Genomic DNA, 20,141 nt, shown 5'->3' on the forward strand with positions numbered 1-20,141 from the left:
GCTTGTCACACAGCAGCCCGCCGGTGCTACCGTGGACTCGATGTACTCGGCACTCCTCCTCCTTCGCTGCCGCGACGAGGCCTGACACACCGGCCCACCTCGTCGCGGAGTCCGTCGTGGCCGCCCTCACCCAGAGCACACGAAAGCGACGAACGATGCAGAACACGCAGCAGCCCTCCGGGATGCCGATCCACAAGTACGTCCCCTTCCACGAACAGATCTCGGTCGAACTGCCCGATCGCACCTGGCCGACGAAGCGCATCGAGCGGGCCCCGCGCTGGTGCGCGGTCGACCTGCGTGACGGCAACCAGGCCCTCATCGACCCGATGGACGCCGAGCGCAAGCGCGCCATGTTCGACCTGCTGGTCGGCATGGGGTACAAGGAGATCGAGGTCGGGTTCCCGAGCGCCTCGCAGACCGACTTCGACTTCGTCCGCAGCCTGATCGACGAGGGCGCGATCCCCGACGACGTCACCATCCAGGTGCTGACCCAGGCGCGCGAGCACCTCATCCAGCGCACGTACGAGGCGATCGACGGCGCGAAGCAGGCCATCGTCCACCTGTACAACTCGACGTCGATCGTGCAGCGAGAGGTCGTCTTCCGCACCGACGTGCAGGGTGTCGTCGACATCGCGGTGGCCGGCGCGAAGCTGTGCAAGGCGGCCGAGGCGACGCTGCAGCACGACACGACGGTCTACTACGAGTACTCGCCGGAGTCCTACACGGGCACCGAGCTCGAGGTCGCGCTGCAGATCTGCAACGCCGTGCTCGAGGTCTTCGAGCCCACCCCCGACCGCAAGGTCATCATCAACCTGCCGGCCACCGTCGAGATGGCGACGCCGAACGTCTACGCCGACTCGATCGAGTGGATGTCGCGCAACCTCGCGCACCGCGAAGACGTCATCCTGTCGCTGCACCCGCACAACGACCGCGGCACCGCCGTGGCCGCCGCCGAGCTGGGGTACATGGCCGGCGCGGACCGCATCGAGGGCTGCCTCTTCGGCAACGGTGAGCGCACCGGCAACGTCGACCTCGTCGCGCTGGGCATGAACCTGTTCACGCAGGGCATCGACCCGGAGATCTCGTTCGCGGACATCGACCAGGTGAAGCGCACCGTCGAGTACTGCAACCAGTTGCCGGTGCCGGAGCGTCAGCCGTGGGCGGGCGACCTCGTCTACACGGCGTTCAGCGGTTCGCACCAGGACGCCATCAACAAGGGCTTCGAGGCGATGAAGGCCAAGGCCGCCGCCGCGGGCAAGGACATCGACGAGATCGAGTGGGCGGTGCCGTACCTGCCCGTCGACCCGAAGGACATCGGCCGCTCGTACGAAGCCGTCATCCGCGTGAACTCGCAGTCCGGCAAGGGCGGCGTCGCGTACCTGCTCAAGACCGACCACGCCCTCGACCTGCCCCGCAAGCTGCAGATCGAGTTCTCCGGCGTCGTGCAGCGGCACACCGACACCGAGGGCGGCGAGTTCTCGTCGCAGCGCATCTGGGACGTGTTCCAGGACGAGTACCTGCCCGCCTCGACCGACGACGACAAGTGGGGCCGGTACGAGCTCACCAAGACCGCGACATCGAGCGACTTCGACGGCACGACCTCGCTGTCGGTCGCACTCCGCGTCGACGAGGGCTCCGTCACCGCCGACGCCGTGGGCACCGGTCCGATCGACGCGTTCCTCAGGGTCCTCGCCGAGCAGGGCGTCCAGGTCACGCTGTACGACTACTCGGAGCACACGATGAGCGCCTCCGGTGATGCCAAGGCGGCGTCCTACGTCGAGCTCGACGTCGACGGCGTGCGCCTGTGGGGCGTCGGCATCGACGCGGACATCTCCACGGCGTCGCTCAAGGCGATCGTGTCCGCGGTGAACCGCGCGGTGCGCGCGGGGGCCGCGGCCGGCGCCGACTCGCCGGAGCTCGTCTCGGCCTGAGACACGACCAGACCGGGAGGCTCCCCACCGGGCACCGCCTGATCGCCGCTGGCGCGTCGACCAGGTCCCGGCCGGCGTGGGCCCAGGTGCGGGCTGGACTCGCACCGCGCCTCCCGTCTGCGCCCGGTCTTTCCCCCGTCACGCGCGATGGCAGGTCGAATCGGGCGTACCTGGTGCTTTCTTCCGACCAGGTACGCCCGATTCCGCTCGGTACACCTGCGCGCGCGCAGCGCGCGCTGTCGGCGGGGCGGGGGATACTGGGGGCATGCCGCTGTACCGGGACGAGTGCGTCGTGTTGCGCACCCACAAGCTCGGGGAAGCCGACCGCATCGTCACCATGCTCAGCCGGCAGCACGGCAAGATCCGTGCGGTCGCCAAGGGTGTGCGGCGGACGGCGTCGAAGTTCGGCAGCCGGCTCGAGCCGTTCATGGTCGTCGACGCCCAGTTCTACGAGGGCCGCTCGCTCGACATCGTCACGCAGGCCGAGTCGCTCGGGGCCTACGGGGCGCAGATCGTCGCCGACTACGGCGCGTACACGGCGGCCAGCGCCATGGTCGAGACCGCCGACCGCCTGAGCGAGGCCGACGCCGGGCTGCAGCAGTACCTGTTGCTCGTCGGCGCGCTGCGGTCGCTGTCGCGCGGTGAGCACCACTCCAGCGCCACGCTCGACTCCTACCTGCTCCGTGCGATGAGCATCGCGGGGTGGGCGCCGTCGTTCAGCGACTGTGCCGTGACGGGCGAGCCCGGGCCGCACTCCGCCTTCGTGGTGCAGCTCGGCGGGGTCGTCGCCGACCGGGCTGCGCCCCCCGGCACGCCGCGGCTCGACCCGGCGACCCTCGGCGTGCTCGGTTCGCTGCTCGCCGGCGACTGGGTGAGCGTCGACGCCACCGACGAACGGACGCGGTCGCGGGCCTCCGGCGTGGTCGCTGCCTACGCTCAGTGGCACCTGGAACGATCACTCCGGTCCCTGCCGCACGTCGACCGCTCGGAGCATCCGCTGCCCGTGCCGCTGACCCACGACGGACCCGAGGCGACGGCACGCGCGGTGGCCTCCACCCCGGCACCCGCACTCCCCGAACCCGATCCCGCTGTCGAAGGAACCCCCACCGCATGAGCCCCCGCCGCCCCGACGACGCCGAGCCGTTCCGCCCGATCGACTGGACCGGTGAGACGCCGCCGGCGGTCCCGGCCCGGTTCGTGCCGGACCACGTCGCGATCGTGATGGACGGCAACGGCCGCTGGGCCAACGGGCGCGGGCTCACCCGGATCGAGGGGCACAAGGCGGGCGAGGCCTCGCTGCTCGACGTCGTCGCCGGCGGGATCCAGATCGGCGTCAAGCACATCTCGGCGTACGCGTTCTCGACCGAGAACTGGAAGCGGTCGCCGGAAGAGGTCCGCTTTCTGATGGGCTTCAACCGCGACGTCATCCGGCGCCGGCGCGACCAGCTGAACGAGTGGGGCGTCAAGGTGCGGTGGGCCGGACGTCGCCCCCGGCTGTGGCGGAGCGTCATCGACGAGCTCGACCGTGCCGAGCAGATGACCGCGGGCAACGACGTGCTCACCCTGACGATGTGCGTCAACTACGGCGGCCGGAACGAGATCGTCGACGCCGTGCGGGGGATGGCCGAAGAGGTCGCCGCCGGACGCCTCAAGCCGATCCAGGTCACCGAGAAGGCCCTGGCGAAGCGGCTCTACGTGCCCGAGATGCCCGACGTCGACCTGTTCCTGCGGAGTTCGGGGGAGCAGCGCACGAGCAACTTCCTGCTGTGGCAGTCGGCGTACGCCGAGATGGTGTTCCTGGACCGCCTGTGGCCGGACTTCCGGCGCACCGACCTGTGGGGCGCGATCGAGGAGTACGCACGCCGCGACCGTCGCTACGGCGGTGCGGTCGACGCCCCGACGGCGTAGCGGGACCGTCAGCTGGGGAGCGGCCCGTCGAGCAGGTGCGCCGCCGACCGCACTGCGTCCAGGGCCGCATGGACGCTCGGGACGCGCTCGGCCCCTCGGGCGATGACGACCTCGACCCGCCGGGCCAGGTCGTCGTCCACGGGGTCGATCCGGACCTCGGCGGGGATGACCGTCGTCGCGAGCGCCAGCCGAGGGAGCAGGGCCACGCCGAGTCCGGCGGCGACGAGCCCCACCACCGCAGCCGCGTTGTCGGTCTCGAGCACGATGTCCGGGGTGAACCCGGCCGTCGCACACGAGGCGAGCAGGTGACCACGGCAGCGCGGGCAGCCGCCGATCCACCGGGCATCGCGGTGCGACGCGAGGTCCACGGCAGAGCCCACGGCGCCAGAGCCCACGGCAGCGGAGCCCACGGCAGCGGAGCCCACGGCACCGGAGCCCACGGCGCCGGAGCCCACGGCGCCGGAGCCCACGGTGCGGACGCCGAGCGAGCCTCCGGACGGCGTCACCAGCGCGAGCGGATCCCGCCCGAGTGCCCGGGTGACGAGCCCGGGGTCCGGGGTGGACCCGACCTCGTCGCCGACGTAGGTGAAGGTCAGGGCGACGTCGACCTCCCCGCTCCGCAGCAGGTCGAGCGCCTCGGGCGGTTCGACCTCGACGTACGAGGTCGTCACCCCCGGAGCCGTCGACGCCAGCCGAGCGAGCACGGCAGGCACGAGGGCCGAGGACGCGCTCGGGAACCCGGCGAGGCGCACTCGGCCGCGGGTCAGGCCCCCGACGGCGTCGAGGTCCTCGCGCGCGGCGGTCAGCGCGGCCTGCACGTGCAGGGCGTGGTCCGCGAGCACCCGACCGGCGTCCGTCAGCGTGGCACCGCGACCGCCGCGACCGTCCTGCCCGGACCGCAGCACCAGGGTGTGCCCGAGTCGCCGTTCGGCCCGGGCGAGCAACTGGCTGACTGCCGGTTGGCTCGACCCGAGCGCTGCGGCTGCGCGGGTGATCGACCCGCCGTCGGCCACGGCGCGCAGGACCCGGAGCAGCTGGGGATCGATCTCGTCCATCATGCGATGTTATCGGCTGCACAACGAACCCGGCCTGGTGTGATGGGGCACGAGCCGGGACGCTGTCCGGATGGACTCCTTCCCCGCTGGCCGTGGCTACCTCGCGGCGTGCACCGCCGGTCTGCCGACCCGGGCCACGCTCGCCGCCCAGCGGGCTGACCTCGACGCATGGTCCCGCGCCGAGACCTCGCCGGCCCACTACGGGGCGTTGGTCGAGGAGGGCCGCGCGCTGTTCGCCGCCCTCGTCGGGGTGCCGGTGACCCACGTGGCGACCGGCTCGCAGACCTCGGTGATGGCCGCGGTCGTCGCCGACGCCCTGCCGGACGGAGCCGAGGTAGTCGTCCCCGACGGCGACTTCAGCTCGGTCGTCTTCCCGTTCCTCGCCCAGGCGCACCGTGGCGTCCGCGTCCGGCACGTCCCGCTCGACCGGCTCGCCACGTCCGTCGGGCCCGACACCGCGCTCGTCGCGTGGTCCGCGGTGCAGTCCGCCACGGGCGCGGTCACGGACCCCCATCCGGTCGTCGCCGCGGCCCGGCGGGTCGGTGCCCTCACCCTCTGCGACCTCACGCAGGCAGCTGGCGTCCTGCCCGTCGACGCCGCACTGTTCGACGTGACGCTCACGCACGCCTACAAGTGGCTCTGCGCACCGCGGGGGGTCGCCTTCATGACACTCTCCGACACCGCCCTCGGTCGGCTCCGCCCGGTCCAGGCCGGCTGGTACGCCGGCGCGGACGTGTGGTCGTCCTGCTACGGCCCCGACATGCGCCTGGCCGACGACGCCCGTCGCCTCGACGTCTCGCCGGCCTGGCAGGCGTGGCCCGGTGCCCTGGCCGCCCTCGAACACGCAGTCGCGCTCGACCAGCAGGCGGTCTGGAGGCACGCCACCGGTCTCGCAGATCGGCTGTGCGACGCCCTCGGGTCGCCTCGGCAGGGCGACGGGCAGGCGATCGTGACGTTCGCGGACGCCGACGGGTCGGCCCTCCGGGCCCTCACCGCCGCCGGGCTCACCGCGTCGGGGCGTGCCGGGCGACTCCGGATCGCGTTCCACCTGTGGAACGACGTGACCGACGTGACCGACGTGGCGGACGCGCTGGTCGGGGTCGCCCCCGCCGCGTCGCGATCGTGAGGGCGCACGGCGGACGCGGGGCGGGCCTCCCGGGTCACGAACGCCGGTAGTCTTGCCCGGACCGTTTCCGCACCGAGCATCCAGCTCGGCGACCTCTGGAGCACCCTTTGGCACAGCCCTCCCGTCTCGACAGCGTCATCGCCCTGGCCAAGCGCCGCGGCTTCGTCTTCCAGTCGGGTGAGATCTACGGTGGTTCCCGCTCCGCGTGGGACTACGGGCCCCTCGGTGTGGAGCTCAAGGAGAACATCAAGCGTCAGTGGTGGCAGCGGTTCGTCCGCGGCCGCGGCGACATGGTCGGGCTCGACTCCGCCGTCATCCTGCCCCGCAAGGTGTGGGAGGCCTCCGGCCACGTCGCGACCTTCACCGACCCGCTCGTGGAGTGCCTGCATTGCCACCACCGGTTCCGCGAGGACCACCTGATCGAGGCGTTCGTCGCCAAGAAGGGCCGCGACCCCGAGGGCCGCATGGCCGAGATCGCCTGCCCGAACTGCGGCACCCGCGGTGAGTGGACCGAGCCCCGTGAGTTCTCCGGGATGCTCAAGACCTACCTCGGCCCGGTCGAGTCGGAAGAGGGCCTGAACTTCCTGCGCCCCGAGACCGCGCAGGGCATCTTCGTCGACTTCGCGCAGGTCGTCACGACCAGCCGCATGAAGCCCCCGTTCGGCATCGGCCAGGTCGGCAAGGCGTTCCGCAACGAGATCACGCCCGGCAACTTCATCTTCCGCACCCGCGAGTTCGAGCAGATGGAGATCGAGTACTTCGTGCCGCCGGCCGAGGCGGGCGAGCACTACGAGCAGTGGATCGCCGACTCGGTCGCGTTCTACACCGACCTCGGCATCGACCCGGAGAACCTGCGCCGCTTCGACGTGCCGGACGGCGAGCGGGCGCACTACTCCGACGCCACCGCGGACATCGAGTACCGCTTCGGGTTCACCGGATCGGAGTGGGGCGAGCTCATGGGCGTCGCGAACCGCACCGACTTCGACCTCAACAACCACATCGAGTCGTCCGGCCAGGACCTGCGCTTCTTCGACCAGGCCGCCAACGAGAAGTACGTGCCGTACGTCATCGAGCCGTCCTTCGGCCTGACCCGTGCGCTCATGGCGTTCCTGCTCGACTCGTACCACGAGGACGAGGCACCGAACGCGAAGGGCGGCGTCGACAAGCGCACCGTGCTGCGGCTCGACCCGCGTCTGGCGCCCGTCAAGGCCGCGGTGCTGCCGCTGTCGCGCAACGAGCAGCTCTCGCCGGTCGCGCGCGGTCTGGCCGACGACCTGCGCAAGAACTGGAACGTGGACTTCGACGACGCCGGTGCGATCGGCCGTCGCTACCGTCGCCACGACGAGATCGGTACGCCGTTCTGCATCACGGTCGACTTCGACACGCTCGAGGACAAGGCCGTGACGGTGCGCGAGCGCGACACGATGGCGCAGGAGCGGGTCGCCCTCGACCAGCTGCAGGGCTACCTGGCGCAGCGCCTGCTCGGCGCGTAGGGGTTTCGCGGGCGTCGCGGCGCGTCGGAACCAGGTTCCGGACACAGCACCACGAAGATCCACGGTGCGGTGTCCGGAACCAGGTTCGGCGGGAATGCGCGCGCAACGTCCGCGTTGGGATCAGCATGAACGACTCCGTGAAGGTCGATGTCTGGTCGGACATCGCCTGCCCCTGGTGCTACATCGGCAAGCGCAAGTTCGAGGCCGGCGTCGCCGCGTTCGGCGCCTCGGCGGACGGCCGCCCGGTCGAGGTCGAGTACCACTCCTTCGAGCTCAGCCCGGACACCCCCGTCGACTTCGAAGGCACCGAGGCCGAGTTCCTGTCGAACCACAAGGGCATGCCCGTCGAGCAGGCGCAGCAGATGCTCGACCAGGTCACCGGCATCGCGGCCTCGGTCGGGCTGGACTACGACTTCGAGGCCATGCACCACACGAACACCGTGAAGGCGCACCAGGTCATCCACCTCGCCAAGCAGCACGGCAAGCAGCTCGACATGGTCGAGCGCCTGTTCACCGCCTACTTCGAGCGCGGCGAGCACGTCGGCGACGACGCGACGCTGGCCGACCTGGCCGCCGAGATCGGGCTCGACCGCGACGAGGTCCTCGCGACGCTCCGTGACGACTCGCAGCTCGCAGCCGTCCGCGCCGACCAGGCCCAGGCGCAGGCCTTCGGCATCAACGGCGTCCCCTTCTTCGTCATCGACGGCAAGTACGGCGTCTCCGGTGCGCAGGACCCGGCAGCGTTCGAGCAGGTGTTGACGCAGGTCGTCGCGCTGCGCGGGACGACTCCGGACGAGGTCGCCTCGGCGACCGAGCGCGCTGCGGACGACGCGAGCGCCGACGTGGCGGCGACCCGATGACGGGCGCGACGGTCGCCGTCGGGGGTGGGGCGGGCCTCCCGTCCGCCGCGTCGGTCCCGGATGCGATCTCCGGTCTGGAGGCGCGCCCCGGCCTGCTCACGCTGGTCACGCCCGGCGGTGCGCCGGTCTGCGACGGCGATTCGTGCCTGATCGACGCCGGATCGTTCGCCGGTGCCGAGGGCGACTGGACCGAGGTTCCGGACTGACGGTTCCGTCGGTCGCGCGCCGCGCGCTGGTGCCGTCGCGCCCCCGTGCTGTCGTCGCGCCCCGACTCTGCGGGGCGCGACGACAGCACGGGGGCGCGATCCGTCGGTCGCCGGATCGATCAGTCGCGCTGCGGTTCCTCGTCGGTGATGTCGGTGACCGTCGCGCCGTAGGCGGCGACGAGGTCGTCGGCGTCGACGAAGGCGCTCGCGCCGTGCCGGCCCGCGCCGAGGGCGACCCGTCGACCGACGATGCGTTCGTCGGCGTAGACGGGCAGGTCGCCGGTCGCTCCGATGGGCGTGATGGTGCCGCGTTCGTAGCCCGACGCCTGGAGCGCGGTCGCCGCGTCGGGCATCGAGAGCTTGTTCACCCCGACGACGGTGCGGAGCTTCTTCCACGCGATGCTCCGTCCGCCCGGGACGAGCGCGAGCAGGAAGCCGCCGTCGTGGCGCTTCACGACGAGCGTCTTGACGATGTCGCCGGGGTCGATGCCGAGCAGTCCGGCAGCCTGCTGCAGGGAGTCCGCGGCGGGGCGTTCGACGACCTCGACCGTCAGGCCGCGGGCTGCTGCGTCGGTGTCGAACCGGGTGCTGGCGTCGATCGTCATGGGGAGAACGCTACCGGCGAGCACCGACGTGGGAGGATGGAACAGGTATGACGATCACACAAGCCCCAGCACGGCCTCTGCGCATCGGCCCGATCGAGGTCGACGTGCCGGTCGTGCTCGCGCCCATGGCGGGCATCACGAACATGGCGTACCGCCGGCTCTGCCGCGAGTACGGCGCCGGTCTCTACGTCTGCGAGATGATCACCTCGCGCGCACTGGTCGAACGCACCCCCGTGTCGATGCAGCTCATCCAGCACCACGAGTCCGAGACCCCGCGGTCGATCCAGCTGTACGGCGTCGAGCCGAACACCGTGGCCGAGGCCGCTTCGATCCTGGTGGGCGAGGACCGTGCCGACCACATCGACCTGAACTTCGGCTGCCCGGTGCCCAAGGTCACCCGCAAGGGCGGCGGGGCGGCCCTGCCCTGGAAGCTCGAGCTGTTCCGCGAACTCGTCACGAAGACCGTCCGCGCCGCAGGGAACGTGCCGGTCACCGTGAAGATGCGCAAGGGCATCGACGAGGACCACCTGACCTACCTCGACGCCGCCCGCATCGCGCGGGACGCCGGCGTCGCCGCGGTGTCGCTGCACGCCCGCACGGCGAACGAGCACTACTCCGGTTACGCCGACTGGTCGGCGATCGCGACGCTGAAGGAGACCGTCACCGACATCCCGATCCTCGGCAACGGGGACATCTGGTCGGCTGCCGACGCCCTGCGGATGGTCGACGAGACCGGCGTCGACGGCGTCGTCGTCGGACGCGGGTGCCTCGGGCGTCCGTGGCTGTTCGGCGACCTGGCTGCGGCGTTCCGCGGCGAAGGGCTGCGGTACATGCCGACCCTGGGCGAGGTCGCCGACGGGTTCCGCCGGCACGCCGAACTGCTCGTCGAGTTCTTCGGGTCCGAAGACCACGGCTGCCGCGACGCCCGCAAGCACGTGGCCTGGTACTTCAAGGGGTACCCGATCGGCAGCGACGTGCGGTCCGGTCTCGCGCTGTCGTCGAGCCTGCAGGAGATCGACGACCTGCTCGGCCAGCTCGACCGCGACGCACCGTACCCGGGCGACGGCGCCGAGGGCCCCCGTGGTCGCTCCGGCAACCCCAAGCGCACCGCCCTGCCCGACCGCTGGCTCGAGTCCCGCGACGTCGACAGCGAGTTCCGCAAGGTCCTCGCCGCCGCCGAGCTGCACCACAGCGGCGGATGAGCGCCACCGCCTCGTACGGCCCGGCCGACGCCGAGCGCTGGCTCCCCGAGGAGCACGGCAACCGGCGATCGGACTTCGCCCGTGACCGCGCACGGCTGCTGCACTCCAGCGCGCTGCGACGCCTCGCCGCCAAGACCCAGGTGCTCAGCCCGACGACCGGGCTCGACTTCGCCCGCAACCGCCTGACCCACTCGCTCGAGGTGGCGCAGGTCGGTCGCGAGCTCGCGGACTCGTTGGGCCTCGACCCCGACGTGGTGGACACCGCGTGTCTGGCGCACGACATCGGCCACCCGCCCTTCGGCCACAACGGTGAGACCGCCGTCAACGCCTGGGCCGCCGGCATCGGCGGGTTCGAGGGCAACGCGCAGACGCTGCGGCTGCTCACCCGGCTCGAGCCGAAGGTGTACGGACTCCGTCCGGGGTCGGGCGCCGCTGGCGCGGGGGCGGGGGCTGGCGCTGGCGCTGGCGTCGAGCGTCCCTTCGGGCTGAACCTGACCCGCGCGTCGCTCGACGCCAGCTGCAAGTACCCGTGGCCGGCCGCGCAAGGTGTCTCCGAGTCGTCATCGGGTCGGACCAAGTTCGGCTTCTACGACGACGACCACGACGCCTTCGAGTGGCTCCGCGCCGGGGCGCCCCGGCGGCAGCGGTGCATCGAAGCGCAGGTCATGGACCTGTCCGACGACATCGCGTACTCGGTGCACGACTTCGAGGACGCCGTCGTCGCCGGGTTCATCGACGTCGCGGCGCTCGGCGACCGGGTCGGCGAGAACGACATCGTCACCGCGATGCACGCGTGGGTGGGTGACGACCTGAGTCGTGAGGAACTGCTCGAGGCGTTCGACCGCCTCCGGGCCCTGCCGCTCTGGATGACCTCGTACGACGGGTCCCGGCGCGACGCAGCGCACCTGAAGAACCTGACCTCGCAGCTGATCGGACGCTTCGCGCGGACGGCGACGGCCGCGACCCGCGAGTCCTACGCCTCCGGGTCCCTGGTCCGGTTCGCGGCGTCGGTGGTGACACCGCCGGAGATCATCGGCGAGATCGCGGTCCTCAAGGGCATCGTGGCGGCGTTCGTGATGACGCAGGGCGACCGGCAGCCCGTGTACGAAGACCAGCGTCGGATCCTGACGGAGCTGCTCGACGCCCTGGCGGCGTCAGGTGCGTCGGATCTCGAGCCCGGCTTCGCGGCCGACTGGCGTGCGGCGTCCGACGACGACGGGCGACTCCGCGCCGTGGTCGACCAGGTCGCGAGCCTGACGGACCAAGGGGCGATCGCCTGGCACCGTCGGTTGGTCGTCGGTGAGCGGGAAGCGGTCCACATCCCGGTGTGAGCGGGGTGCTCCGTCGGCCTCGGTGGCTCGTCCACGTCTCGGGGCCGCGGTCGGCTCGGTGGCTCGTCCACATCTCGGGGCCGCGGTCGGCCGAGGTCGGTCCCACGAACTAGGATCAGAGGGTGGCTGGCAGGATCGCGCGGAACGACATCGACGAGGTCCGCTCGCGTGTCAACATCGCCGACGTCGTCGGCGACTACGTCACGCTGAAGAACGCGGGCGTCGGCTCGATGAAGGGGCTCTGCCCCTTCCACGACGAACGCTCTCCGTCGTTCCACGTCCGGCCCCAGGTCGGCCGGTACCACTGTTTCGGCTGCGGTGAGGACGGCGACGTGTTCAGCTTCATCATGGCGCAGGACCACACCACCTTCGCCGAGGCCGTCGAGCGCATGGCCGCGAAGATCGGCTTCACCCTGCACTACGAAGAGGGCGACGGGCCGCGCACCGACTACAACACCCGCGCCCGGCTGATCGCGGCCAACGAAGCCGCGCTCGAGTTCTACACGGCGCAGCTCACCACCGCCGCGGCGGACCCCGCACGGCGGTTCCTGGGGGAGCGCGGGTTCGACCCCTCGTCGGCGCAGCACTTCGGTGTCGGCTTCGCCCCGAAGTCGTACGACATGCTCAAGGACCACCTGCGCGGTCGGGGCTTCACGCTCGAGGAACTCACCTCGGCCGGGCTCGTCAGCCAGGGCGACCGATCGCCGTACGACCGGTTCCGCGGGCGCCTCATGTGGCCGATCCGCGACGTCACCGGGGCGACGATCGGGTTCGGTGCCCGTCGCCTGCTCGAGGACGACAAGGGGCCGAAGTACCTCAACACGCCCGAGACCCCGATCTACCACAAGAGCCAGGTGCTCTACGGGCTCGACCTGGCCCGCCGCGACATCTCGAAGCAGAAGCAGGTCGTGATCGTCGAGGGCTACACCGACGTCATGGCCTGCCACGTCGCCGGCATCACCACCGCGGTCGCCACGTGCGGCACCTCGTTCGGCGTCGACCACATCAAGGTGCTGCGCCCGATGCTCGGCGACCTGGCAGGCGCCGACCCGAACGCCAACGGTGAGGTCGTCTTCACCTTCGACCCGGACGAGGCCGGACAGCGTGCCGCATCCCGCGCCTTCGCCGAGGAACAGCGGTTCGCCGCCCAGACCTTCGTCGCCGTGGCGCCCGGTGGCCTCGACCCGTGCGACCTCCGGCTCGCCCGCGGCGACGACGCCATCCGCCGCCTGATCACGAACAAGCGCCCGATGTTCGAGTTCATGATCCGCCGCACGTTGGAGGGCCACGACCTCGAGACGGTCGAGGGCCGCGTCAGCGCCCTCCGCGCCGCCGCGCCCGTGCTCGCCGGCATCCGCGACCGCTCGCTCACCCAGGGCTACGTCCGCGAGCTCGCCGGCTGGCTCGGCATGGACATGCCAGAGGTCCGTCGATCGGTCGAGACCGCGCGTCGGCGTGCGGGGTCGACGGACGATCGGTCAGGAGGCCCGGGGCGCGACGGTCGCGCCGGTCACGCCACCGACGGGGCTGGTGTGGTCGAGGAGCCCGTCGCCGGGATCCGCTCGCTGCCGAACGACCCGATCAGCCGCATGGAGCGCGACGCCGTCATGGCGATGGTGCAGCAGCCGACCTCGGTCGGAGCGCCGCTGCTCGGGCTCGCCGCATCCGCCACGTTCTCGGCGCCGATGCTCGCCGTCGTGCGGGACGCCGTGGTCGCCAACGTCGACGTGATCGGGGCGGGGGACTGGCTCGACCGGTTGCTCGCCGACGTGCCGACCCCGTTGCGCACCCTGACGCACGAGCTGGCCTTGGCACCGATCCCCGCGCGCAACGCCGAAGACCTCGCCGCGTACTGCCGGAGCATCGTCGTCGCCCTGGTCGAGCGCGACCTGCTCGCCCGCAAGGCCTCGTTGCTCGGACAACTGCAGCGTGCGGACCCGCACGAGCAGGCCGAGCGGCGCGCCGAGATCCAGCGGCAGCTCGTGGACATCGACGCGCAGCGCATGCGGCTCCGCGCCGACGCCGAGGCGTCCTAGCCCCTCGCCGCCCGAGTGCCGGGCCGCCCGGGTGCCGGCCGCTCGACGAGTTCGACCCCCTTGACTCGCTCGACCTGCTCGACCTGCCGCCTGCTGTTCGTCCAGGTTCCGAAATCTGCACATCTGGCCGCACTCGATCGGCTCTTCGTGGAACCTCGGCGAGCACGAGTGCCGAGGTGACGCGGCTGCACGACGTGACTGGGGCCGTGCGGCGCAACCGCGTCGCAGAGGTGACGGTCGCGACGGAGATGTGCCGGGCCTCCCGGTCCGCGTGCCGAGGTTCCACAACACGCCGCGTCCGTTGCACCGAGGTGCCAATACTGGGCTGTACGAGCGTCGAAATGCCGAGATTTCGGAACCTGGGGAGGGGCGGGCCGGGGCGGCGGGACATGACTGGTGGGGGAGGGGGGCGTGGCGGGCGGGCGTGGTGGGCGAGGGCGGGCCTTGCGGTCGGCTTGCCGAGGTTCCACAACATGCCGCGTGCGTTGCGCTGAGGTTCCGATGACCGGCCGCACGAGCGTCGAGATGCCGAGATTTCGGAACCTCGGGGGCCTGGCGGGACCTGGGAGCGCGGCAGGCGGGCGGCACAGCACGCGGGTCGGGAGCCGGTTGCACGGCGCAACATTCGTGTGCGGCGCGCCGGGCCGCTGCGCACGAATGATGCATCACGTAGCGGGTGCTTGCATTACAGCGGTGTAAACAAATCGCTCCCGGTTCGATCTGTTCCGTGACAGGGTGATACCAATGAGCGTTCCTGGCCGGGCACACAGACGTTCCACCCGCCGGTCAGGACACTTGCACCCATCTTCAAGAGAGGCATCGAACATGGCATCCGTGTTCAAGAAGCACACAGGCACGTGGGGCAGGCGCGGCATCGCGCTCGGCGCCGGAGCAGCAGCGACGGCGCTGGTGCTGACCGGCTGCGCGAGCAGCAGCGTGAGCGACACCGAGCTGAACGGCCTGAGCATCGGGACGACGGACAAGATCACGTCCCTCGACCCGGCCGGCTCCTACGACAACGGCTCCTTCGCCGTGCAGAACCAGGTCTTCCCGTTCCTGATGAACACGCCCGTGGGCAGCCCGGACGTCGAGCCGGACATCGCCACGAAGGCGGAGTTCACCAGCCCGACCACGTACGAGGTCACCCTCAAGGACGGCCTCGAGTTCGCGAACGGCAACAAGCTCACCTCGAGCGACGTGAAGTTCTCGTTCGACCGTGAACTCAAGATCAACAACGAGAACGGCCCGCAGTCGCTGCTCGCCAACCTCAAGAGCATCGACACCCCGGACGACACGACCGTGGTGTTCAACCTCGACCACGCCGACCAGACCTGGCCGCAGGTGCTCTCGAGCCCCGCCGGCCCGATCGTCGACGAGGACGTCTTCAGCGCGACGAAGCTCACCAGCGCCGACGACATCGTCAAGGGCAAGGCGTTCGCCGGGCAGTACCAGATCAGCTCCTACAAGGAGAACCAGCTGATCCAGTACAAGACGAACCCGAAGTACGACGGCCTGCTCGGCAAGGCGAAGACCTCCGAGGTGACGGCCAACTACTACACCAAGGAGACCGACCTCAAGCTCGCCGTGCAGCAGGGCGACGTCGACGTTGCGTACCGCTCCCTGACGCCGACCGACATCTCGGACCTGCGCAAGGACGACAAGCTCAAGGTCACCGACGGCCCCGGCGGCGAGATCCGCTACGTGGTCTTCAACTTCAAGACGCAGCCGTTCGGCACCGGGCAGGACGACGCCGACGAGGCGAAGGCCCTCGCCGTGCGCCAGGCCGCCGCTGACGTGGTCGACCGCGCCGCCCTGGCGAAGGAGGTCTACAACGACACCTTCACGCCGCTGTACTCGATGGTGCCGGACGGCCTCACCGGTGCGGTCCAGCCGTTCAAGGACATGTACGGCGACGGCGACGGTGGCCCCGACGTCGACAAGGCGAAGAAGACCCTCGCCGACGCCGGTGTCTCCGGCAAGGTGCAGCTCGACATCCAGTACGCGCCCGACCACTACGGTTCGGCGTCGGACGACGAGTACGCGCTGCTGAAGACGCAGCTCGAGGACTCGGGGCTGTTCACCGTCAACATCCAGTCGACGGTCTACACGACCTACGCCCAGGAGCGCACGAAGGACGCGTACCCGGAGTACCAGCTCGGTTGGTTCCCGGACTTCTCCGACGCCGACAACTACCTGTCGCCGTTCTTCACCAAGGAGAACTTCGTCCAGAACCACTACGACGACTCGGTCATCCAGGACCTCATCGCGAAGGAGCAGGCGGAGTCCGACCCGGACAAGCGTGCCGACCTGATCGAGCAGGCCCAGGAGCGCGAGGCTTCGCAGATCTCGACGCTGCCCCTGCTGCAGGGCAAGTCCGTCGCCGTCGCCGGCAAGGACGTCAAGGGCCTGACCCTCGACGCCTCGTTCAAGTTCCGGTACGCCACCCTCAGCAAGTAGCACCACGCCCCTCGCGCAGGCCGCGGGCGTTCTCACGAGGAACGCCCGCGTGCCTGCGCACCGGCATGAAAGGCACCCCTCCCCGTGACCCTGAGCACCCCCGAGGCGACCCAGGACGTGAACGGCACCGATCCGACCAAGCCACAGGCACAACGTCGTGCCAAGAGCAGTGGCGGCGGACTCGGCCGGTACGTCCTCGTCAGGTTCCTCCTCATCATCCCGACCGTCTTCATCCTGGTGACGCTCGTGTTCTTCCTGATGCGCGTCATCGGGAACCCGATCACCGCGTCGGTCGGCGGCCGACTCACCCCGACGCAGCTGCAGGAACGCCTGCACGCCGCCGGGTACGACCGACCCGTGCTCGTCCAGTACTTCGAGTACCTCGGCGGCATCCTGCGCGGTGACTTCGGCAACGCGTCGACCGACAACCGGCCGATCACCGAGATCATCCTGCAGTACGGCGGCGCGACCGCCGAGCTCGTCTTCTACGCCCTCATCGTCGCGCTGGTGCTCGGCATCCCGCTCGGCATGCTGGCCGCGTACACGCGCGACAAGTGGCCCGACGTGCTGCTCCGTGCCCTCGCGATCCTGACGTACGCGACCCCGGTGTTCTTCGGCGGTCTGCTGCTCAAGCTCGTCTTCTCGGTGTGGCTCGGCTGGCTGCCCCTCGGCGACCGCGCATCGACCCGGGTGGAGCTCATCCTCGACGGCATCCCCGGCGCGAGCGGCATCTACATCATCGACGCACTGCGGACCGGCAACGCGGCGGTCATCGGCGACGTGCTGCAGCACGCCGTCCTGCCGGCGCTGACCCTCGGACTGCTGACCGCCGGCATCTTCCTGCGCCTGGTGCGCGCGAACATGATCGGGTCGCTCGGCTCCGAGTACGTCGACGCGGCCCGCTCCCGCGGTGTCCGCGAGGCGCGGCTGGTCCGGACGCACGCGTTCCGCCCCGCCCTCGTGCCGATCATCACGGTCATGGGCCTGCAGATCGCGATGCTGCTGGGCGGTTCGGTCCTGACCGAGACCACCTTCGGGTGGCGCGGCCTGGGCTTCGAGCTCAACCAGTACCTGTCGGCCCGTGACTTCGTCGCGGTCCAGGGCATCGTCGCGATGCTGGCGGTGATCGTCGCGGTGACCAACTTCATCGTCGACGTCGTCGCCGCCCTGATCGACCCGAGAGTGAGGTTCTGACGATGGCCGACACCACCCTCGTCGACCGCCACGAGCCGCTCTGGAAGCGGCTGCCCGTGGTGGTCCAGCTCCGCAAGAGCACCGGCTGGCAGCGCGCCATGCTCATCGTCGGCGTGGTCATCTGCGCCCTGTACCTGCTCGTCGCGGTCTTCGCGCCGCTGTTGGCCCCGTACGGCTTCGGTCAGCTGCAGGGTGCGGACGGCGAGAGCTTCCCGCGCACCGGCGCACCGAGCGCCGAGCACATCTGGGGCACCACGGTCGGTGGGTTCGACGTGTTCAGCCGGGTGGTCTACGGCGCCCGGACCGCGGTCCTCGTCGTGATCGTCGCGGTCGTCGTGTCGATCATCGTGGGCGTCCTGCTCGGCCTGGTCTCCGGCTACCTGGGCGGCTGGCTCGACCGGGTCCTGGTCGTGGTCGCCGACGCGATCTACGCGTTCCCCTCGCTGCTGCTCGCGATCGTCGTGTCGATCGTGATCTCCGGCGGCAACTCGAGCTACTCGGGCGGCATCATCGCGGCGGCGATCTCGATCACCGTCGTCTACGTGCCGCAGTACTTCCGGGTGGTCCGTGCCGAGGCCGTGCGCCTGAAGAACGACGCGTTCGTCGAGTCGGCGCGCGTGATGGGCACGAACCCGTGGCGCATCATGACCCGCCACGTGCTGCGGAACTCGACGCGGTCCCTGCCGCTCATCCTGACGCTGAACGCCAGCGACGCGATCCTGACCCTGGCCGGCCTCGGCTTCCTCGGGTTCGGCATCGGTCCGACGTCCGGCGCCGAGTGGGGCTACGACCTCAGCCGTGCGCTGTCCGACGTCGCGAGCGGCGTCTGGTGGACCGGTGTCTACCCGGGTGTCGCGATCGTGGTCCTCGTGCTCGGTGTGACGTTCATCGGCGAGAGCCTCAACGACATCTCCGACCCCCGTCTGCGTGCGCGCCGACGGCTGAAGCAGCTGGTGTCCACGCGCGACGCGCGCAACACGGCCACCGCGGATGGAGCGGGCGCATGACGACCGACACCGAGAACGCACCCGTGGTCGTCGTCGACGACCTCACCGTCACCTTCGCCACCGACGGCGGCGCCGTCGACGCGGTGAAGGGCGTCAGCCTCGACGTCCGCCCCGGCGAGGTCCTCGCCCTGGTCGGCGAGTCCGGCTCCGGCAAGTCCGTCACGGCTCGGGCGATGCTCCGACTCATGCCCGAGACGGCGACGCTCGGCGGCGCGGTGCTGCTCGACGGCACCGACGTCGTCACCGTCGGCGCGCAGAAGCTCCGCAGCCTCCGAGGGACCGCCGGTGCGATGGTCTTCCAGGAGCCGTCGACCGCCCTCAACCCGGTCTTCACGGTCGGGTGGCAGATCGCCGAGGGGCTCCGCGCCCACGGCGGCATGTCCAAGAAGGAGGCGCGGGCGAAGGCCATCGACTACCTCGGCCGGGTCGGCATCCCCGACCCCGAGACCCGCGTCGACCACTACCCGCACCAGTTCTCCGGCGGCCAGAAGCAGCGTGTCGTCATCGCGAGCGCGCTCGCACTCGAGCCGTCGGTGATCATCGCCGACGAGCCGACCACGGCGCTCGACGTGACGGTGCAGGCCGAGATCCTCGACCTGCTCCGCCGCTGCCGCGACGAGTTCGGCACGGCGATCGTGATCATCACGCACAACATGGGCGTGGTGGCCGACCTGGCCGACCGCGTCGCCGTGATGTACCAGGGCGAGATCGTCGAAGAGGCATCGGCGACGGACCTGTTCGCACGTCCGCAGGCCGACTACACGAAGCGACTGCTCGCCGCGGTGCCCCGGCTCGAGGCGTCGACGGGCACCGCCCGCCGCGCCGCGATCACCGAGGACGTCACCCCGCTGGTCGAGGCGAAGGGGCTCGAGATCGAGTACCCCGGCCGCCTCGGCTCGCCCGCGTTCCGTGCCGTGAAGGGCGTCGACCTGGCGATCCGTCCCGGCGAGGTCCTCGGGCTGGTGGGGGAGTCCGGCTCCGGCAAGACCACGATCGGTCGCGCCATGGCCGGTCTGACGAAGGTCACCGGCGGGTCGCTGAAGGTCCTGGGCGCCGAGATGCTCGGCTACCGGGAGCGCGACTTCAAGCACCTGCGCAAGGACATCGGGTTCGTGTTCCAGGACCCGGCGACGTCGTTCAACCCGCTGCTCACGATCGCCGAGTGCGTCGCCGAGCCGCTGGTCGTGCACAAGGAGGTGTCGAGCCCGCGTGCGGCACGGGGGCGCGTCGACGAACTCCTCGAGGCGGTCCAGCTGCCGAAGGCGTACGGGGACCGCTACCCGCACGAGCTGTCCGGTGGGCAGCGCCAGCGCGCCTCGCTCGCCCGGTCGCTCGCGCTCCGGCCGAAGCTGCTCATCGCCGACGAGCCGACGAGTGCGCTCGACGTGTCGGTGCAGGCCCGCGTGCTCGAGCTCTTCCTCGAGCTCCAGCAGGACCTGGGCTTCGCGTCGCTGTTCATCAGCCACGACCTGGCGGTCGTGGGCGCGCTGTCCGACCGGATCGCGGTGCTCTACCGCGGCGACCTGGTCGAGGTGGGCACGACGGCGCAGGTACTCGGTGCCCCGCAGCACCCGTACACGCAGCGCCTGCTGGCGTCGCTCCCGGTGCCGGACCCTGCGGAGCAGGCCGAGCGACGGCGTACGCTGGAGCAACTGGAGAACGCCGGGTCCTGACCCGACGTGACCCGCCCAGGAGGCCCGTCCGGCGTCGTCGACGCACGCCGGGCCTCC

General features: G+C 70.7%; 16 protein-coding genes and 1 pseudogene. 15 read left to right on the forward strand and 2 right to left on the reverse strand.

What is annotated here, in order from left to right; all coding sequences use genetic code 11:
• The first annotated feature begins 155 nt into the window (after positions 1-155).
• The 3 genes from leuA (at position 156) to DEJ14_RS07955 (ending at position 3,839) form a co-directional block, all read left to right on the forward strand.
• Positions 156-1,931: a 2-isopropylmalate synthase gene (leuA, locus tag DEJ14_RS07945; RefSeq protein ID WP_111085734.1), complete on the forward strand. Its 1,776-nt coding sequence runs from the start codon at positions 156-158 to the stop codon at positions 1,929-1,931.
• A 265-nt stretch (positions 1,932-2,196) separates the two neighbouring features.
• Positions 2,197-3,045 (forward strand): DNA repair protein RecO, encoded by an 849-nt coding sequence (gene recO, locus DEJ14_RS07950; RefSeq protein ID WP_111085733.1) that lies wholly within the window; start codon positions 2,197-2,199, stop codon positions 3,043-3,045.
• A complete protein-coding gene (locus DEJ14_RS07955; RefSeq protein WP_111085732.1) occupies positions 3,042-3,839 on the forward strand; it encodes an isoprenyl transferase in 798 nt (265 codons plus the stop codon). The genes recO and DEJ14_RS07955 overlap by 4 nt, the downstream gene beginning before the upstream one ends.
• An 8-nt stretch (positions 3,840-3,847) precedes the next feature.
• Here DEJ14_RS07955 and DEJ14_RS07960 read toward each other — a convergent pair whose 3' ends face one another.
• Positions 3,848-4,894: a LysR family transcriptional regulator gene (locus DEJ14_RS07960; protein ID WP_258373289.1), complete on the reverse strand. Its 1,047-nt coding sequence runs from the start codon at positions 4,892-4,894 to the stop codon at positions 3,848-3,850.
• 70 nt (positions 4,895-4,964) lie between these two features.
• Here DEJ14_RS07960 and DEJ14_RS07965 point away from each other — a divergent pair, with 70 nt between their 5' ends.
• The 4 genes from DEJ14_RS07965 to DEJ14_RS07980 all read left to right on the forward strand — a co-directional run bounded on the left by DEJ14_RS07965 (position 4,965) and on the right by DEJ14_RS07980 (position 8,579).
• Positions 4,965-6,020, forward strand: coding sequence for an aminotransferase class V-fold PLP-dependent enzyme (locus tag DEJ14_RS07965; RefSeq protein WP_111085730.1), 1,056 nt, complete (start codon positions 4,965-4,967; stop codon positions 6,018-6,020).
• A 107-nt stretch (positions 6,021-6,127) separates the two neighbouring features.
• Positions 6,128-7,513, forward strand: a complete 1,386-nt coding sequence (locus DEJ14_RS07970) for a glycine--tRNA ligase (RefSeq protein WP_111085729.1) — start codon at positions 6,128-6,130, stop codon at positions 7,511-7,513.
• A 125-nt stretch (positions 7,514-7,638) separates the two neighbouring features.
• Positions 7,639-8,373 (forward strand): DsbA family oxidoreductase, encoded by a 735-nt coding sequence (locus DEJ14_RS07975; RefSeq protein ID WP_111085728.1) that lies wholly within the window; start codon positions 7,639-7,641, stop codon positions 8,371-8,373.
• A complete protein-coding gene (locus DEJ14_RS07980; protein ID WP_111085727.1) occupies positions 8,370-8,579 on the forward strand; it encodes a hypothetical protein in 210 nt (69 codons plus the stop codon). The genes DEJ14_RS07975 and DEJ14_RS07980 overlap by 4 nt, the downstream gene beginning before the upstream one ends.
• A gap of 119 nt (positions 8,580-8,698) precedes the next feature.
• Here the strand turns inward: DEJ14_RS07980 and DEJ14_RS07985 are convergent, their stop codons facing one another.
• Positions 8,699-9,184, reverse strand: coding sequence for an aminoacyl-tRNA deacylase (locus DEJ14_RS07985; protein ID WP_111085726.1), 486 nt, complete (start codon positions 9,182-9,184; stop codon positions 8,699-8,701).
• A 47-nt stretch (positions 9,185-9,231) separates the two neighbouring features.
• Between DEJ14_RS07985 and dusB the strand changes: the two genes are divergently transcribed.
• The 8 genes and pseudogenes from dusB to DEJ14_RS08020 all read left to right on the forward strand — a co-directional run bounded on the left by dusB (position 9,232) and on the right by DEJ14_RS08020 (position 20,084).
• Positions 9,232-10,386, forward strand: coding sequence for a tRNA dihydrouridine synthase DusB (gene dusB / locus DEJ14_RS07990; protein WP_111085725.1), 1,155 nt, complete (start codon positions 9,232-9,234; stop codon positions 10,384-10,386).
• The gene (locus DEJ14_RS07995; protein WP_111085724.1) at positions 10,383-11,717 is read left to right on the forward strand and encodes a deoxyguanosinetriphosphate triphosphohydrolase; all 1,335 of its coding nucleotides are present in this window, start codon (positions 10,383-10,385) and stop codon (positions 11,715-11,717) included. The genes dusB and DEJ14_RS07995 overlap by 4 nt, the downstream gene beginning before the upstream one ends.
• A gap of 122 nt (positions 11,718-11,839) precedes the next feature.
• Complete coding sequence (gene dnaG, locus DEJ14_RS08000) at positions 11,840-13,753, forward strand: DNA primase (RefSeq protein ID WP_111085723.1); 1,914 nt, start codon at positions 11,840-11,842, stop codon at positions 13,751-13,753.
• Positions 13,754-14,578: 825 nt separating this feature from the next.
• Positions 14,579-16,210: an ABC transporter substrate-binding protein gene (locus DEJ14_RS08005; RefSeq protein WP_111085708.1), complete on the forward strand. Its 1,632-nt coding sequence runs from the start codon at positions 14,579-14,581 to the stop codon at positions 16,208-16,210.
• A gap of 117 nt (positions 16,211-16,327) precedes the next feature.
• Positions 16,328-16,603 (forward strand): annotated as a pseudogene (locus DEJ14_RS19510) (ABC transporter permease); the annotation flags it as partial.
• Positions 16,604-16,717: 114 nt separating this feature from the next.
• Entirely contained in the window at positions 16,718-17,404 is a 687-nt protein-coding gene (locus tag DEJ14_RS19515) for an ABC transporter permease (protein ID WP_502868829.1), read from the forward strand.
• Positions 17,405-17,406: 2 nt separating this feature from the next.
• Entirely contained in the window at positions 17,407-18,411 is a 1,005-nt protein-coding gene (locus DEJ14_RS08015; protein WP_111085707.1) for an ABC transporter permease, read from the forward strand.
• Positions 18,408-20,084: an ABC transporter ATP-binding protein gene (locus DEJ14_RS08020; protein ID WP_111085706.1), complete on the forward strand. Its 1,677-nt coding sequence runs from the start codon at positions 18,408-18,410 to the stop codon at positions 20,082-20,084. The genes DEJ14_RS08015 and DEJ14_RS08020 overlap by 4 nt, the downstream gene beginning before the upstream one ends.
• Positions 20,085-20,141 lie beyond the last annotated feature (57 nt).

Origin of the sequence: Curtobacterium sp. MCJR17_020, assembly GCF_003234365.2 — a bacterium.
Lineage (GTDB): Bacteria > Actinomycetota > Actinomycetes > Actinomycetales > Microbacteriaceae > Curtobacterium.